Genomic DNA, 15,600 nt, shown 5'->3' on the forward strand with positions numbered 1-15,600 from the left:
TTCAGGAGAAGACATGAGCGTCAAAGTGTTCGATACGAAGGAGGTGCAAGACCTGCTGAAGGCCGCTGCCAACGTGGGTAGCCAGGACGGCGGTGCTCGCGCAAAGCAGATAGTCAATCGACTGCTCGGCGACCTGTTCAAGGCCATCGACGACCTCGACATGACGCCCGACGAAATCTGGGCCGGCGTCCACTACTTCAACAAGCTCGGCCAGGACGGCGAAGCCGCGCTGCTGGCTGCCGGTCTCGGTCTGGAGAAATACCTCGACATCCGCATGGACGCGGAGGACAAGGCGGCTGAAATCACCGGCGGCACGCCGCGTACCATCGAAGGTCCGCTGTATGTCGCCGGTGCGCCGGTGCGCGATGGCGTGGCGAAAATCGATATCGATCCGGACGATGACGCCGGCCCACTGGTTATCCGCGGCACGGTAACCGGCCCGGATGGCGAGCCCGTAGCGGGCGCGTTCGTCGAATGCTGGCACGCGAACTCGAAAGGCTTCTATTCGCACTTCGACCCGACCGGCGCGCAGAGCGACTTCAATCTGCGCGGCGCGGTCGGCACCGGCTCCGACGGCAAGTACGAGTTCCGTACGCTCATGCCGGTCGGCTATGGCTGTCCGCCGCATGGCGCGACCCAGCAACTGCTGGACGTGCTCGGCCGCCATGGCAACCGCCCCGCGCATGTGCATTTCTTCGTCACCTCCGACAACTCCCGCAAGCTGACGACGCAAATCAATATCGAGGGTGATCCGTTGATCTGGGACGACTTCGCTTACGCCACTCGGGAAGATCTGATTCCCCACGTGGTTGAAAAGACCGGCGGCACTGCGCTGGGAATGAAGACCGATGCGTATAAGGAAATCCAGTTCGACATCGAGTTGACTCCGCTGATTCAGGGCAAGGATAACCAGCTCGTGCATCGTCTTCGCGCGTCTGCCAACGCCTGAGCGCTGAACGCGGCCGCTGCGTCGTACCACTGCTGCCGCTCAATCCTTCGCAAGAATCTTTCGACACTGATGCGCGTGCTCCATGAGCTGGAGCACGCGTAGGAGAGCACTCATGTCCGCAACTTTCGACAAAGCCTCGCAACTCGATGAACTGCTGCACACCGCGGTTCAGGACGACAAACAAAACGGCGTATTCCGTTGCCGCCGCGACATCTTCACGAACGCAGAATTGTTCGAGCTCGAAATGAAGCACATTTTCGAGAGCAACTGGGTCTATCTCGCGCATGAAAGCCAGATTCCCAATAACAACGACTACTACACCGCCTGGATTGGCCGTCAGCCTATCGTGGTAACCCGCGACAAAAGCGGCGAATTGCACGCGGTCATCAATGCCTGCGCGCACAAAGGCGCGATGCTGTGCCGTAAAAAGCACGGCAATAAAGGCACTTTCACGTGTCCTTTCCACGGCTGGAGCTTCGCCAACACCGGCAAGCTGCTGAAAGTGAAAGACGTGAAGACCACCGAATATCCGGTGCAGTTCAATACCAACGGTTCGCATGATCTGAAAAAAGTCGCACGTTTCCAGAGCTATCGCGGCTTCCTGTTCGGCACGCTCAACGCGGACGCGATTCCGCTCGAGGACTACCTCGGCGAGACCCGGGTCATCATCGACCAGATCGTCGACCAGGCTCCGGACGGGCTGGAAGTGTTGCGCGGCAATTCCTCGTATATCTATGACGGCAACTGGAAGATGCAGATGGAGAACGGCTGCGACGGCTACCACGTCAGCACCGTGCACTGGAATTACGCCGCCACAATGGACCGGCGCAAGGTCGAGGGCACCAAGGCCGTGGATGCAAATAGTTGGAGCAAGTCGGTAGCCGGCGTGTACGGGTTCGAGCACGGCCACATCCTGCTGTGGACCAGGACGATGAACCCGGAAGTGCGACCCGTCTATCAATACCGCGACGAAATTAAGGCACGCGTGGGCGAGGTGAAGGCGGACTTCATCGTCAACCAGACGCGCAATCTTTGTCTGTATCCGAACGTGTTCCTAATGGACCAGTTCAGCACGCAGATTCGCGTCGTACGTCCGATCAGCGTGGACAAGACCGAAGTCAGCATCTTCTGTTTCGCACCGAAGGGCGAGAGCGCATCCGACCGGGCTACGCGCATCCGCCAGTACGAAGACTTCTTCAACGTCTCGGGCATGGGCACCGCGGATGACCTCGAAGAATTCCGTGCCTGCCAGGCGGGTTATGCCGGCACCACGGCAATGTGGAACGACCTGTCGCGCGGCGCGCCGCTGTGGGTCGAAGGGGCCGACACGAACGCAAAAAATATGGGTCTGAAACCACGCATTTCGGGTGAGCGAAGCGAAGACGAAGGCCTGTTTGTGTGTCAGCACGAGTACTGGGTCCATGTGATGCGCGACGCACTCAGGAAGGAACGAGGGGAGGCTTTGGCATGAGCTTCGATCACCAGAAAATTTGCGCCGCGCTGTTCCGCGAAGCGCGCCTGCTCGACGACCGTCAATGGGACGACTGGCTTGCCTGTTATACCGAGGACGTCACGTACTGGATGCCCGCGTGGGATGACGATGATCAACTCACCGACGACCACGAGAGTCAGATTTCGCTGATGTATTACCCGGACCGTGGCGGCCTGGAAGACCGTGTGTTCCGCATCAAGACCGAGCGCAGCAGTGCCTCGATGCCGGAGCCGCGAACCAGTCACAACGTGACCAATGTGGAAGTGCTGGCCGAGCGCGAGAACGAAGTGGACGTGCGCTACAACTTCAACACGCTCAGCCACCGTTATAAAACCACCGACCAGTTTTTCGGCACGATGTTCGTCACTCTGCGCAAGGTCAACAATGAACTGTTGATCTGCTACAAGCGCATCGTATTGAAGGACGACTACATCCGCCAGGTACTCGACGTCTATCACGTTTGAGCGCAAACACCGCGGAAATGAGAAGTACAGGAGGCAAGATGTCCAGCTACAACATTGCACTGAATTTTGAAGACGGCGTGACCCGCTTCGTGACATGCAAGGCGGGCGAGAAGGTGCTCGACGCCGCCTTTCGCGCAAAAATCAATCTGCCGATGGATTGCTCCGACGGCGTGTGCGGCACCTGCAAGTGCCGGGCGGAGAGTGGAAGCTACGACCTAGGCGACGATTACATTGAAGACGCGCTGAGCGACGATGAAAAGGAAGGTGGTCTCGTGCTCACCTGCCAGATGGTGCCGCAAAGCGATTGCGTCATTGCAGTGCCGGCATCATCCACTGCATGCAAGACCGAGCAGAGCAAGTTCGCCGCGACCGTATCCAAGGTCGAAGCGCACAACGATGCGGCCATCATGCTTGAACTGGATGTGGATGCCACCGCGCCGGTATTTCTGCCGGGCCAGTATGTCAACATCGACGTGCCTGGCAGCGGTCAGCACCGTTCGTATTCTTTTTCGTCGGCGCCGGGCGAGTCGAAAATCAGTTTTCTGATCAAGAAAATTTCCGGCGGTGTGATGAGCACGTGGCTCGAATCCGCGCAGGCAGGCAACAAGGTGGAACTGACGGGACCGCTAGGCAGCTTCTATCTGCGCGCTGTCGAGAGACCCTTGTTGTTCCTCGCCGGCGGCACGGGGCTGGCACCGTTCCTGTCGATGCTTGAAGTGCTGGCTCGCACGAATTCGCAGCAGAAAGTCCATCTGATTTACGGCGTAACGCGAGACCTCGACCTCGTGCAGGTGGATGCAATCGAAACCTACCTGGCGAAGTTGCCGAACTTCACTTACAGCACGGTCGTCGCTGACACGGAGTCGACCCATCCTCGCAAAGGTTGGGTGACGCAGCATATGCCGGCGGAGGCCGTCAATGATGGCGACGTGGATGTGTATCTGTGCGGACCCCCGCCGATGGTCGACGCAGTGCGTAAGCATTTCGACGACAACGGTGTGAAGCCCAACAGCTTCCACTACGAGAAGTTCACGCCTAACGCCGCTCCGAGGACCGCATGAACACGCAACGATTCGTCGGCAAGGTCATGGTGGTCACCGGCGCCGCGCAGGGCATCGGTCGCGCGGTGGCGCTCCGCGCAGCCGCCGAAGGCGGCAAGGTGCTGTTCGTGGATCGCGCGGAGTTCGTGGCGGAAGTCGCCGCCGAAGCGCGTGGCGCAGAAACAGCCGGGTTTGTCGCCGATCTCGAGGCGTACGAAGGCGCCGCGTCGGCGATGGCCTTCGCCGCGCGCACGTTCGGCGGCATCGACATTCTGATTAACGGCGTGGGGGGCGCGATTCGCATGCGTCCCTTCGCCGAGTTCGAGCCTGCGCAAATCGATGCGGAAATCCGCCGCTCGCTTATGCCGACGCTGTACGCATGCCATGCAGTCTTGCCTTACCTGCTCAAGCGCGGAGGCGGGACGATCGTGAACGTGTCCTCGAATGCGACTCGCGGGATCCGCCGCGTTCCGTATTCGGCAGCCAAGGGCGGTGTCAATGCGATCACGCAGTCGCTGGCGATGGAATACGCGGAGCACAACATTCGCGTAGTCGCCACTGCGCCGGGTGGGACCGATGCGCCGCCGCGACGTGTCCCGCGCAATGCTGTCGGCGACAGCGAGCAGGAAAAAATCTGGATGGGCGAAGCGGTGAAGCAGGTCACTGAATCGACCTTCTTGAAGCGCTACGGCAGCATCGACGAACAGGCCGCGCCGATCCTGTTCCTCGCCTCGGACGAGGCGGGTTATATCACCGGCACGGTGTTGCCAGTTGCCGGCGGCGACACGGGTTGATTCGTCACGCTTACCGGTCAACGGGCTCGCGCAATCAGCAGGGCAGGCGGCAAAGCGCAGCTCGCGTTGTTCGCGGGTGCATCGGCTAACGTGCCTCGTGAGACGAAGCCTTTCGGGGCTCTCGTAAATATACGTAGCGACACCGCGCCGTCGCATCGCGCCCCTCAGTTTCACGCGAAGGAAGCTGCTGGTCGTGTAACGCGTCACGTCCGGGTAATATCGGGCGACCGGACTGTTCACCATTTCAGAATAGGCATCGATGACTTCGGGCGCTATCGTCGGCGGCCGAGTCGAGGCACAGCTATTCCAGTGCCACGGCGATTTCGCTACGTCGTAAGAGTACGCGCCTCGCGCGGTCCCTTTTCGAACCTTGTGGGAGTGGGCCGCGGGATGCGCGAGGACATCGCGTTGCCTTTCCGCAGCGCGCTGCTCAGCACAGAACAGGTGCCTAGCAGTTCACTTCCGTGCATCCGACAAACCCCATCGCCCTCCAACCAGGCGGCCCGTAAATGCGCGCCGGGCAAAAGCTCGACTATCGGGCGTTTGCTCTATCCGGCATGCAACTTGCGTATCAAATGCCCAGCGTCATCAGGAAAACCTCGGTCTTCGTCGCTGACTCGGGGGAGCGGATGCAAACGTCCCGGCTATGTTCGTTTTCTTCGGGAGAGCCAGTTCAACAGCATCCGCTTTCAGCAGCCAGAAATCGCAGGAGGGCATCATGCTTCGGTCCACGCCAGTCGTCGCCAGCAAAACCGTCGGCGATGAGGAGATTCACGCTGAGTTCCTCAGCGATACGGGACGACTGCGAATCATCGGCGGCGCGACAGTGCGAGCAGAATGGTTTCCGCCGCATTCCTGGTTCGCCATTGCGTCGGTTGCGGGATATAGCCGATGGGGTACGCGGCCGGACGAGACGGACTTGCTGCGCCTGATCGAAAACTTCATGCGCTTGCCAGTGCAATTGGCGAAATGAAGAGGCGATAAGCGCCATCGGCTATTACGTCTTCCGGCTGGCCCGAGGGACGTTTTTTTGAGCCGGCAGCGATGCGAATGTCGATATGCAAAGCCGGCCGCGGGCAGGCATTCCCACCTGAGGTAGCGCGTCATTGCGAACATGTTGCCGAGCGCGCAGACGATGAACTGTCTCGCGCCGGCAAACTTTCAGGCATTCATTGCACCGGTTTATCCGGCACAGTGTTGTAGTTGGGAGTCATGCCCGGCATGTCCTGATGCGCTGTGTCCGCGCTCTTGCTCAGGTCGCCAGGAACCCGGTTCCAGGGGCTCGAGACGGGCTCGCTGTGGTACGTCATGCCTGCGGTCGCGGCACCGTGAGCACCGCCGCCGCCAGACCCACCATTGCCATTCCCGCCAGCCTGCGCAAGCGTCGCGGCGCACGCGCAAAGCGACACGACAGCGACACGCGCGAACAGAAGTTTCGTCGCCGACTTTTCCATGGTGTTTCTCCTTTGATGCAGACGCGTGCATCAGCCGCGCCGAAGTCTCGTATGCCGCTAAAAGCTGACCGGTTGCGCAGCGGCGATTCGCAAGCAGCTACTCCAGCGCAATCAGGGCGGACATTGGCTGCGTCCCGATGCGAGGCATGCAGATGAGTCGTGGCTAGGCACTGAAAATGACAGAGCTACCTCGAATTCGAGCGCCTGAGGTCGATTGCCTGTCCTGTTACTTCAGCATCGGCAGACGGCGCGACAGCGACGAACATAGTCCCGTATTTCATGGTGTATTTCTCCAGAGGCGCCACGCGTCATCGCGCGGATCTGACTGCATATACGAGGAATACTCGCGACTGGATTCGAAAATGGTGTGCGCCTGTTCACACCGCGTTGCTGCGTGCCAATTCTCCCGGACGGTTACCGCGCCGCTGCGCGACCGTCATGCTCGCGCGAGCCGAGTCGAATCGTTGGCGGGACGACGCGATGTATTGTCATATTCAGTTGCTATACAGGATGGGCAATCCACGAAGGAGGTTGATTTGGACGTTCGAAAGTCAGCGTTACACGTCGAGAGCATAACGAAGCATCCATTTGAGAGCTGCTTCGTCGACCTGGGTGGGCACTCCGCAGAACGAGCCCTCACTGTGCTTACCGCGGCGGTGCATGCCGCTCAACGTGAAATGAATGCCTTTGATTGGATTACTCACGCACTTCCCGGTGCCACTCTCAAACCGGCCCTGGCATTCGGCACGGTTGGCGAGCTGTACCGGTCATACACGAGACCCGCTGAGCTGGGGCGCTTGAAAGGCGTGCTGCGCTCCTGACAGCTGACAGGGATCGGCGTCGTGGTAGCTCGCACGTAAACGAGCAGCGCATGGCTGCGGCGTTCGCGCTTGTTTTACGGCGGGCGGTTCAATACGCACTTGCGACACGCTTCACATAAGCGTCGACTTGCATGTCGATTAACGGCGTTGCCGTCACTGCGACCGCCACGTCATCCGACTCGGGCAGCAACCCAACAAATGCTGCGATGCCGGCGCCGCAGACCACCACGACAGAGATGGCAGCGGCGGCGACAAGTGAAGACGCACGCAGCGGAATGGCATTAACGAAACCCTGCAAGACGCACATGATGGCAACCTCCGTTCAGGCAGCCATATTTGCAACGATCGTGCCGACGGAGAGGTCGTTTCCGCAGAGCCATTCGAGTCGGGGCTGCAAGCCTTGTTGATGCCGATCTGGCCGAGCGAAGGCGTGATCCGATGTTGGGTTCAGGCGAACATTTCAGTTTGTCTGCTGCCGTCGAGGCCAACACTTACGCGAACTGCATGCATTGGATAGGGCGGCAATCGTCAGTTCAGAGCCGGTCGTGTAAAGACCATAAAGACGTACGACGCAACCGGGCCGCGAAAGGATTCGAAGCGGACGTCATAGCTCAATCGCGTCGTCTAGCCACCGGTGTCGGCAGAGTTGGAAAGTCTTGCGCTAAACTCTTCGAACAATCGACCACGGCGACTCATGGGGCAAGTTTCATGGACCGTACTGAATTCCTCCAGGCCACTCGACAGCTGGCAGCGGCCGCCGAGATTCTAGCCAGGGCGGGTCCTAAGGATTCGCGATTGAATGCGTCGCAAATGCTCGAATTCTTTCGCCGGTACGACCGTCCCGGTCCCGAGGTGAGCGCCGTAGCAACATCTGACGATGATCTGTTCGTCCGCACAGGCAAAGCGGCGCTGACGATGGCAGGGCGCAATGAGTTCGCCGCGTCGCAAGCTCTCCTCGAACAGGCGAAGTCTCTTTTAGCCGTGACATGAAATCAGCGACTGTGAGCCAGATTCGGTAAGCTGCTTTGAGCGCCGCCTCATGCGGCGGCACTGTGAAGGGTCTCGTGACCCTGCCGCAGGCACAGGGAATTTCGCTCGCGCGCGACCGCACTTTTAGCAAGGCAACGACATTCAAGGAGGGCCGGTGCATTTAAAGCGATTTCTGCCAATGCTGCTGTCAATGGCGGCTTTGGGTCCAACCGGAGCATGGGCAAGCGATATTCAATGTGCAACCACGCGACAACCGGCTGAACGCGTCATATGCGACCACGCCATCCTGAACAACGAATACGACGATATCTCCGCGCAACAACAGGCTCTGTTGAGCAGCGGCAAGCTTTCGCGCGAACAGGTCGCTCAGTGGCGGCAATCACGCAACGCATGCAGCGATGTTCACTGCATTGATACGGTATTCGCCAAGTGGAAGGCGTTGGCCAGATCGGCCGAAGCGAGTTCTAACGCCGCGCAGGCTCCGGCCATGGCTTCATCCACTGAAAGTGCTCCTGTTGGTCCGATTGGGGATACCGTTCCTGCGGTCGCATCTCAGGCGTCCCCGACGTCGGAGGCCTCTCTTGTGCGCCAGGGAAGTGCCGCCGGTGTGGCGCTCCCGAAGCCGGTTGAAACGCCGAGCTCTTCGCCTGCTGCCGCTTCCGCTGCTTCCGGTCCGGATGAAGGGCGCGGCACGACCGGCATGAGCGCCGGTCTGATGGTGGCCTTGCTTGTCGCGCTTGGATTCGGTGTGCTCTTCAGGCGCCGGGCGAAGAGTGGTGGAAAACCGAGGGATCGCTAAAGAGCTCAAGGCGCAAGCTCCAGCCGGTGTCAACCGTAGGCAAGGAGCGCTTCACCTCAAATTTTGATGGACCGGAACCGGCGTCGCTATGAGCGTTGATTTGTCGCCAGCCCACTCGCGATACGCTACCAATAGCGGCCGGGTCTTCGGATTCAGCCGTGCGCCCGCCGCTGACCGTTGAACATCGCGCAACCCGCGCTGAGTCAGGCGCTTACGCTCATTGAAAAGGAACCGGGCGTCAAACTGTTCAACCGGATACAGCGTAGTGCGGTCCTGACCGCCGCCGGACTGGCGAGCGTCGAAGACGTGCGGATGAGCGAATCGAGACGGGTGCGCCTTCAGCGCGACAGCAGCGACACCGTCGCAATACCGAGCATGGTCATCAGAAGCGACGCGGCCACGTGAATCACGATCTCGCCCGCCGCCCAGCCGAGCCGGCCGTCCTGCAGGCGCTGCACCACTTCCGCTGAAAAAGTCGAGAAAGTCGACAGGCCACCCATCAAGCCGGTGATGACGAAGAGCCGCCATTCGGGCGCGATCTGCGGCGCCCGCGCAAAGCCCGCGACCGCGACGCCGATCACATATCCGGCAATGACGTTGGCGGCGAAAGTGCCGAGCGGCAAGCCGCTGAAGACGCCGTTCAGGCGAATGCCCAGAAACCAGCGGAATAACGAACCGAGCGCGCCGCCGATGCCGACAGCGAGTATGGACCAATACATGAGAGGAGGCCTGGCAAAACCGGAGTGTCGACAAACCGGGCAGAGCGAGGAGCACGACGCCGACTCCGCGTTCATCCGGACGAAGCAGGCATCATCAGCCACGAGGGCGGTTAAGGGAGAATGCCATCTCCAGCGCGGAAGTCTAACAGCGGCGCGCGCATGCGGGGACAGGTCGGGGCGTTCGCAAACGGGTTGCTGCCGAGCACGGCCCGGTGGAATACCGCTGGTTCGGCGTCGGCGAGATCCGTGCGCCGGAACTGAAAAGCCACCGGCGCTCCCGGTCGCATTTCACTCCGAGGTCGCCGAAATCTTATGGATCGACAGATCGGCGCCGTTGTATTCGTCTTCCTGATCGAGCCTCAGCCCCACCGTCAACCGGATTGCGCCGTACACGAGCGTGCCGCCGAGCGTCGCGACCACGATTCCGCCCAGCGTGCCCACCAGTTGCGCGCCGAACGAAACGCCGCCCAGACCGCCGAGCGCGCGCAGGCCGAAAATGCCTGCCGCGATGCCGCCCCACGCGCCGCACAAACCGTGCAACGGCCACACGCCGAGTACGTCGTCGATGCGCCAGCGGTTCTGCACGCAGGTGAACATATAAACGAACAGCACCCCGGCGATGCCGCCAGTCACCAGCGCGCCGAGCGGATGCATCACGTCGGAGCCCGCGCAGACCGCCACCAGTCCGGCGAGCGGCCCGTTGTACGTGAAGCCGGGGTCGTTGCGGCCCGCGAGCCACGCGGTCAGCGTGCCGCCGACCATCGCCATCAGCGAATTGACAGCGACGAGGCCGCTGATCTTGTCGATGGTCTGCGCGCTCATCACGTTAAAGCCGAACCAGCCGACTGCCAGCACCCAGGCGCCGAGTGCGAGGAACGGAATATTCGAAGGCGGATGCGCGGCGATCCCACCGTCGCGGTGATAGCGGCCGTGACGGGCGCCGAGCAGCAACACGGCCGGCAACGCGACCCAGCCGCCGAACGCATGTACGACGACCGAGCCGGCGAAGTCGTGGAACGGCACACCGAACACGTAAGCAAGCCAGTCCTGGACGCCGAAGCGGTTGTTCCACGCCATCCCTTCGAAGAACGGGTAGATGAAGCCGACCAGCACGAACGTCGCGAAGAGTTGCGGGTTGAACTTCGAACGTTCGGCGATGCCGCCGGACACGATCGCCGGAATCGCGGCGGCGAAGGTCAGCAAGAAGAAGAAGCGCACCAGTGCATAGCCGTTGTGCGCGGCCAGCGACTCGGCGCTGCTGAAGAACTGCACGCCGTACGCGATGGTGTAGCCGATAAAGAAATACGCGATCGTCGAGACCGAAAAGTCCACCAGAATCTTGACCAACGCGTTGACCTGATTCTTTTTGCGCACCGTCCCAAGTTCGAGAAACGCGAACCCCGCGTGCATGGCGAGCACCATCGCGGCACCGAGCAAAAGAAAGAGCGTGTCGGTGCCGGTTTTCAGACTTTCCATCGATATGTCCCGCGTATACCAAAAAAGCGGGCAGTGAATGCAAGAAGTGGGCCAAATTTGTGCGCGAGCCGCGTCGGGAAGGTGCAAATCGGCACCGGTGAAGGGATTACGCGCGCATTTCGAGCAACGCGGACGCTGGCGCGGCCGCACCTGAGTTCGCACAAAACGCACAATTAATGTGCATGTGCTCTCCGTGACGAAAACTACGAACCAAATCGGGGCGAATTATTCGATTTGATTTACGTTTACGTCAGAACACTGACGTTTTGCGTACGACTGTGGTGCAAGCTGGCGGCGCAGACCTGGCCAATGGCGGGCGCGCTTTGTTTTCCTGCACAACGCCGACATAATGTCCCGTCCCCGAGCATGATCTGTCGGGCCACCGACCCCCAATGCGCACGCATGAGACTGACCACTAAAGGCCTGTTGCTGATCGCGATTCCGGCCCTCTTCGAGTTGTCGCTATTGTCCGGGCTGGTCAAGGCGCAAGCGGATGCGACACAGGCGGAGCGCTGGGCTGTCCATAGCCAGGACGTGCTGCGCCAGACCACCGCGATTCTCGAACCGGTGCTCGGCGAGTCGGTTGCGCTGCGCGGCGCGGTGCTTGCCAACGACGCCCGCTTTTCCACGCCCGTGTCGGTGTGGATGGACGTCGACCGGCGTATCGATCAATTGGCCGAACTGGTCGCCGACAATCCGGCGCAAGTCGAGCGCGTGGTTCAGGTGCGCCAGTCGGTGCAGGCTTACCGGCAATGGTCGGATCGCATCCAGGACCTGCTGCATTCGGGCCGGCGGCGCGACGTGCTCGCGCGCTTCCGCGACCTTGCGCCGTCCGATGTGCTCGACCGCTTTCGTCAGCAAATCGCGGCGTTCCAGACGGAAGAGCGGCGTCTCGACACATTGCGTTCGAATGCCGCCGACGCCGCCCGCGAGCGGCAGCAGACCCTGGTGGTCGCGGCCGTGTTGGGCTCCCTGCTGTTCGTCGCGCTGGCCGTCTGGTTGTTCACGCGCGGCGTGCGTGGCCGGCTTGCGGTCCTCGCCGACAACGCCGGGCGCCTCGCGGGCAATGAACCGCTGGCGCCCATCGGCCCCGGCCGCGACGAGATTGCGCGCCTCGATCTGACCTTGCACGAGACCAGCCGGCGCCTGCTCGAAGCCGAGCGCATAGAGGCGCGCTTCCGGGCCGATCTTGCGCGCCGCACTGGCGAACTGGCACGGATCAACGAGACCTTGCGTCAGCAGACCCAGGAAAACGAAATGTTCATCTACAGCGTGTCGCACGATCTGCGTGCGCCGCTGGTGAATCTGCAAGGCTTCTCGAAGGAGCTGATTCGTTCGTGCGACGAACTGCGCGCCGCCGTGCGCGAGTCGTCGCTCGCGGCCGAGACGCGGCAGCGCATCGAGCGGGTGGTCGACGAGGACATCGGCGAAGCGTTGCATTATCTGCAGACGGCGGTGCTGCGCGCTTCGCACATCATCGACGCGTTGTTGCGGCTGTCGCGCGTCGGCCGGGTCGAGTATCGGCAGCAGAAGGTCGAGGTGCGCGATATCGTGCCGCGCGTCATCGATGCGATGCAAGCCTCGATCCGCGCGCGCCGCGCTCCGGTCAGCGTGGGCGAACTGCCCGCCGTGTGGGGCGATCCCACTGCGCTGGAACAGGTGTTCGCGAACCTGATCGGCAACGCGGTGAATTATCTCGACCCTTCGCGGGAAGGCCGGATCGAGATCGGTACGACGCCCGCGCCGCCGGGTGTGCACTCGTTGCGGATCTTTTACGTGCGGGACAACGGCCTGGGGATTCCGGCGGTCGCCTTGCCGCGGCTATTCAACGCGTTTCAGCGCTTGCATGGCAACGTGGCGGCGGGCGAGGGCATCGGCCTCGCGCTCGTGCGCCGCGTGGTGGAGCGGCACGGCGGACGTGTGTGGGCGGAGTCGAAAGAAGGCGTGGGCACGACGTTCTATCTGTCGCTGCCTGAGGCCGAGGCGCGGATCGCGCAGCAGGCGGTGGGCACGTCGGCGCCACCGGTGGTGACGAGTGCTCAAGCTATTCGCGATGCCCGCCCGGGCGTGGAAGATCGCGATCGAAGGAGTGGAAGTGACGCCGCACATGCGGCGGACGCGCGGCCCGGCATCAGTACGCCGTAGCCGTTACGCGGTAAAGAGACGGCGTGGCTTGAGCATTTTTCTACCGCGAATCGACCAGTAGCAGCCACACGCTATCAGGATCGTAACGCCCGTCAGGGCTTCCAGCGGCGCCGGATGCAGACCCGGCAACCCGTCCAGTGCGAAGAGGCCGCGCGCGGCGAGCAACAGCGCAGCCCATACCGAACACGCGGCCTGAACCAGCATGCGCGTGCCCGCCAGACGGCGCGCGCGGTTTTCGCGCGACCAGTTGGCCGGCGTGCGTCCGCAGAAAAAGGCAATTGCGATCAATACGACGGCGAGAATGACGATCCAGTCGGTCAGTTCCATTGAAAAAGCTCTCCCAAGTCAGCCGGCGACTATAGAAAAGCCTTGCGTTACGAACTATCGGACGAGTCTCAATTACGGGAAGTTTTGGCGTGCGCGCGTTGCCGCAAGGACAAAGCGCGCGCCGATGGATCAGGCAGACAGATCAGAGTTCGATGCGCGTGCCGAGCAGCACGAGGAATTGGCGCAGCCATTCGGGATGCGCGGGCCACGCCGGTGCGGTGACGAAATTGGCGTCGGTGATCGCGGCGTCGACGGGAATGTCGGCGTATTCACCGCCCGCCAGCTTTACTTCGGGCGCGCAGGCCGGATAAGCGGAAATGCGTTTGCCGCGGATCACGTCGGCGGCGGCCAGCAGTTGCGCGGCGTGGCAAACGGCCGCGATCGGCTTGCCCGCTTCGGCGAATTGCCGCACGAGCTCGATCACCTTGTGATTGAGCCGCAGATACTCGGGCGCGCGGCCGCCGGCGATCGCGAGCGCGTCGTATTGGCGCGGGTCGGCATCGTCGAAGGTGGCGTTGAGTGTGAATTGATGGCCGGGCTTTTCAGTGTAGGTCTGATCGCCTTCGAAATCGTGAATTGCGGTCTTGATCCGGTCGCCCGCCTTCTTGTTCGGGCAGACCGCGTCGACTACATGGCCGACTGCCTGCAGCGCCTGGAACGGCACCATCGTTTCGTAATCCTCGGCGAAGTCGCCGGTCAGAAACAGAATCTTCTTTGCCGCCATCGTATGCCTCCAATTGATCAACGGAACACAGCGAATGAGCTGCGACGCTCACTCGTTGACGCACATCAGCTCAGGGAGTCTACTCCACTACGTTTGACAGAACCGCGACGGATCATGCGGTGGACGCGACCGGACGCGTGCGTCCGGGCCGCGGAAATCCGCGCCGGCGTAAGGCCCGGCGCGCGGCGCTGCTTCGAGCGAACCGCCTTCCAGGTGCTCGTTAAGGCGCGCTTGCAGCGCAACGGCGTATCATTGGCGCGTTTTCGCATGCGGAAGCCGCTCGACGCGGCTCACACACAATCATGATTTTATCCATCCGTTCATCCTTGCTGCGCCGTGCCGCGTTCGTTGCCGTCGTGTTCGGCGGCCTCGCCGCCTGTCAGAAGAACGACGCGTCCGCCGGCCAGGTTGCCGGCAAACTCAACGACGCGGCCCAGGTCGCCGGCCAGAAGCTCGATCAGGCGGCCAGCTACGTCGGCCAGCAGGTCGACGCGACCAAGTCCGCCGCGCAGCAGAACCTCGACTCGGCCTCGGCGCCGACGATCAAGATCGACCCCAACGCGTTGGCTTCGACGGCGCAAGCGAACCTGCAAAGCGCGGCGAGCGCCACCAATGCGCAACTCGGCAAGGCTGCCTCGCTGACCGGGCAGGGGCTCGAATCGGCGGGGCGCAAGCTCCAGGAATGGTCGGCGCAAAGCTCGGCGTCGTCGACGAATGCCGCGGCTTCGTCGTCATTGGGCGATTCGGGCGATGCGCAAAAGCAGATGGACAAGTGACATGCCGGCTGGATCGCCATATCGTTTGACAGCCGGATTAAATGTAATTACTATGGTTACACATTGTCGTCGCCGGGCGGGTTTGTTGTGAACACGAGTAGCCGGTTTGCATTCGCGGTGCATGTGCTCGCGCTGTTGTCGTTGCAGGAGGGCGCGCCGTTGTCGTCGGACATGATCGCGGGGAGCGTGAATACGAACCCCGCGCTGATCCGGCGGCTTCTGAGCATGCTGGCGGAAGCGGGCCTCACCACGTCGCAGCTCGGCGCGGGCGGCGGCGCGCTGCTGGCCCGGGCGCCGGGGCAGATCACGCTGCTCGAGGTGTATCGTGCGGTAGACGACGCGCAACTGTTCGCGTTGCATCGCGAGGAGCCGAATCCGGCGTGCATGGTCGGGCGCAATATCCAGGGCGTACTGCGCGGCATCATCGACGAAGCGCAGCAAGCCATGGAAGCCTCGCTCGGCGCGCGCACGCTGGCCGACGCCACAGCCGACGTGGTGCGTGCCGAAAAGCAGCGCGAACGCAAGAAGCGCTCGCACGGGTGACGTAGCAAAAAAGCAGTACGGAAGGGCGCGTGGCGGTCAATCGCAACATGCGCCTCTCAACGAACGGGGGCTCAAGCCCCTCTTTTT

The 15,600-nt window shown here is 61.8% G+C and carries 18 protein-coding genes and 1 riboswitch; of the genes, 12 read left to right on the forward strand and 6 right to left on the reverse strand.

Annotated features, from left to right (window positions below):
* Window positions 1-13: 13 nt before the first annotated feature.
* From catA to B0G73_RS28605, 6 genes are all read left to right on the forward strand, one after another.
* Complete coding sequence (gene catA, locus B0G73_RS28580) at window positions 14-949, forward strand: catechol 1,2-dioxygenase (protein ID WP_106284529.1); 936 nt, start codon at window positions 14-16, stop codon at window positions 947-949.
* Window positions 950-1,061: 112 nt separating this feature from the next.
* A complete protein-coding gene (locus B0G73_RS28585) occupies window positions 1,062-2,420 on the forward strand; it encodes a Rieske 2Fe-2S domain-containing protein (protein WP_106284530.1) in 1,359 nt (452 codons plus the stop codon).
* Window positions 2,417-2,905 (forward strand): benzoate 1,2-dioxygenase small subunit, encoded by a 489-nt coding sequence (benB, locus tag B0G73_RS28590; RefSeq protein WP_106284531.1) that lies wholly within the window; start codon window positions 2,417-2,419, stop codon window positions 2,903-2,905. Before B0G73_RS28585 ends, benB begins: the two co-directional genes overlap by 4 nt.
* Before the next feature lie 38 nt (window positions 2,906-2,943).
* The gene (gene benC / locus B0G73_RS28595) at window positions 2,944-3,966 is read left to right on the forward strand and encodes a benzoate 1,2-dioxygenase electron transfer component BenC (RefSeq protein ID WP_106284532.1); all 1,023 of its coding nucleotides are present in this window, start codon (window positions 2,944-2,946) and stop codon (window positions 3,964-3,966) included.
* Entirely contained in the window at window positions 3,963-4,739 is a 777-nt protein-coding gene (gene benD, locus B0G73_RS28600; protein ID WP_106284533.1) for a benzoate diol dehydrogenase BenD, read from the forward strand. Before benC ends, benD begins: the two co-directional genes overlap by 4 nt.
* Window positions 4,740-5,385: 646 nt before the next feature.
* Window positions 5,386-5,712, forward strand: a complete 327-nt coding sequence (locus B0G73_RS28605; RefSeq protein ID WP_308706153.1) for a hypothetical protein — start codon at window positions 5,386-5,388, stop codon at window positions 5,710-5,712.
* A gap of 196 nt (window positions 5,713-5,908) precedes the next feature.
* On the opposite strand, the gene B0G73_RS28610 is transcribed toward B0G73_RS28605, so the two are convergent.
* Window positions 5,909-6,193 carry a hypothetical protein gene (locus tag B0G73_RS28610; RefSeq protein WP_106284535.1) on the reverse strand — a complete coding sequence of 95 codons (285 nt, stop codon included), beginning with the start codon at window positions 6,191-6,193 and terminating at the stop codon, window positions 5,909-5,911.
* Window positions 6,194-7,102: 909 nt separating this feature from the next.
* Window positions 7,103-7,321, reverse strand: coding sequence for a hypothetical protein (locus B0G73_RS28620; protein WP_106284537.1), 219 nt, complete (start codon window positions 7,319-7,321; stop codon window positions 7,103-7,105).
* 401 nt (window positions 7,322-7,722) lie between these two features.
* Between B0G73_RS28620 and B0G73_RS28625 the strand changes: the two genes are divergently transcribed.
* The 3 genes from B0G73_RS28625 (at window position 7,723) to B0G73_RS28635 (ending at window position 9,208) form a co-directional block, all read left to right on the forward strand.
* The gene (locus tag B0G73_RS28625; RefSeq protein ID WP_106284538.1) at window positions 7,723-8,004 is read left to right on the forward strand and encodes a hypothetical protein; all 282 of its coding nucleotides are present in this window, start codon (window positions 7,723-7,725) and stop codon (window positions 8,002-8,004) included.
* A 178-nt stretch (window positions 8,005-8,182) separates the two neighbouring features.
* Window positions 8,183-8,803, forward strand: coding sequence for a hypothetical protein (locus tag B0G73_RS28630; protein WP_258193658.1), 621 nt, complete (start codon window positions 8,183-8,185; stop codon window positions 8,801-8,803).
* Between the two features lie 177 nt (window positions 8,804-8,980).
* Window positions 8,981-9,208 (forward strand): LysR family transcriptional regulator, encoded by a 228-nt coding sequence (locus B0G73_RS28635; RefSeq protein WP_106284540.1) that lies wholly within the window; start codon window positions 8,981-8,983, stop codon window positions 9,206-9,208.
* On the opposite strand, the gene crcB is transcribed toward B0G73_RS28635, so the two are convergent.
* Window positions 9,142-9,522 (reverse strand): fluoride efflux transporter CrcB, encoded by a 381-nt coding sequence (gene crcB, locus B0G73_RS28640; protein ID WP_106284541.1) that lies wholly within the window; start codon window positions 9,520-9,522, stop codon window positions 9,142-9,144. The two genes, B0G73_RS28635 and crcB, sit on opposite strands and share 67 nt — an antisense overlap.
* 78 nt (window positions 9,523-9,600) lie before the next feature.
* Window positions 9,601-9,662, reverse strand: a riboswitch (Fluoride riboswitch).
* Between the two features lie 148 nt (window positions 9,663-9,810).
* Window positions 9,811-10,998 (reverse strand): ammonium transporter, encoded by a 1,188-nt coding sequence (locus B0G73_RS28645; RefSeq protein ID WP_106284542.1) that lies wholly within the window; start codon window positions 10,996-10,998, stop codon window positions 9,811-9,813.
* Between the two features lie 402 nt (window positions 10,999-11,400).
* Here B0G73_RS28645 and B0G73_RS28650 point away from each other — a divergent pair, with 402 nt between their 5' ends.
* The gene (locus B0G73_RS28650) at window positions 11,401-13,143 is read left to right on the forward strand and encodes an ATP-binding protein (RefSeq protein ID WP_106284543.1); all 1,743 of its coding nucleotides are present in this window, start codon (window positions 11,401-11,403) and stop codon (window positions 13,141-13,143) included.
* Between the two features lie 3 nt (window positions 13,144-13,146).
* Here B0G73_RS28650 and B0G73_RS28655 read toward each other — a convergent pair whose 3' ends face one another.
* Both B0G73_RS28655 and B0G73_RS28660 read right to left on the reverse strand, forming a co-directional pair.
* Complete coding sequence (locus B0G73_RS28655; RefSeq protein WP_106284544.1) at window positions 13,147-13,470, reverse strand: hypothetical protein; 324 nt, start codon at window positions 13,468-13,470, stop codon at window positions 13,147-13,149.
* A gap of 142 nt (window positions 13,471-13,612) precedes the next feature.
* Window positions 13,613-14,194 carry a DJ-1/PfpI family protein gene (locus tag B0G73_RS28660; protein ID WP_106284545.1) on the reverse strand — a complete coding sequence of 194 codons (582 nt, stop codon included), beginning with the start codon at window positions 14,192-14,194 and terminating at the stop codon, window positions 13,613-13,615.
* A 302-nt stretch (window positions 14,195-14,496) separates the two neighbouring features.
* Between B0G73_RS28660 and B0G73_RS28670 the strand changes: the two genes are divergently transcribed.
* Both B0G73_RS28670 and B0G73_RS28675 read left to right on the forward strand, forming a co-directional pair.
* Window positions 14,497-14,970 carry a hypothetical protein gene (locus tag B0G73_RS28670; protein WP_106284547.1) on the forward strand — a complete coding sequence of 158 codons (474 nt, stop codon included), beginning with the start codon at window positions 14,497-14,499 and terminating at the stop codon, window positions 14,968-14,970.
* An 87-nt stretch (window positions 14,971-15,057) separates the two neighbouring features.
* Complete coding sequence (locus tag B0G73_RS28675) at window positions 15,058-15,513, forward strand: Rrf2 family transcriptional regulator (protein WP_106284622.1); 456 nt, start codon at window positions 15,058-15,060, stop codon at window positions 15,511-15,513.
* Window positions 15,514-15,600: the final 87 nt, after the last annotated feature.

This window comes from Paraburkholderia sp. BL25I1N1 (assembly GCF_003002025.1).
GTDB lineage: Bacteria > Pseudomonadota > Gammaproteobacteria > Burkholderiales > Burkholderiaceae > Paraburkholderia.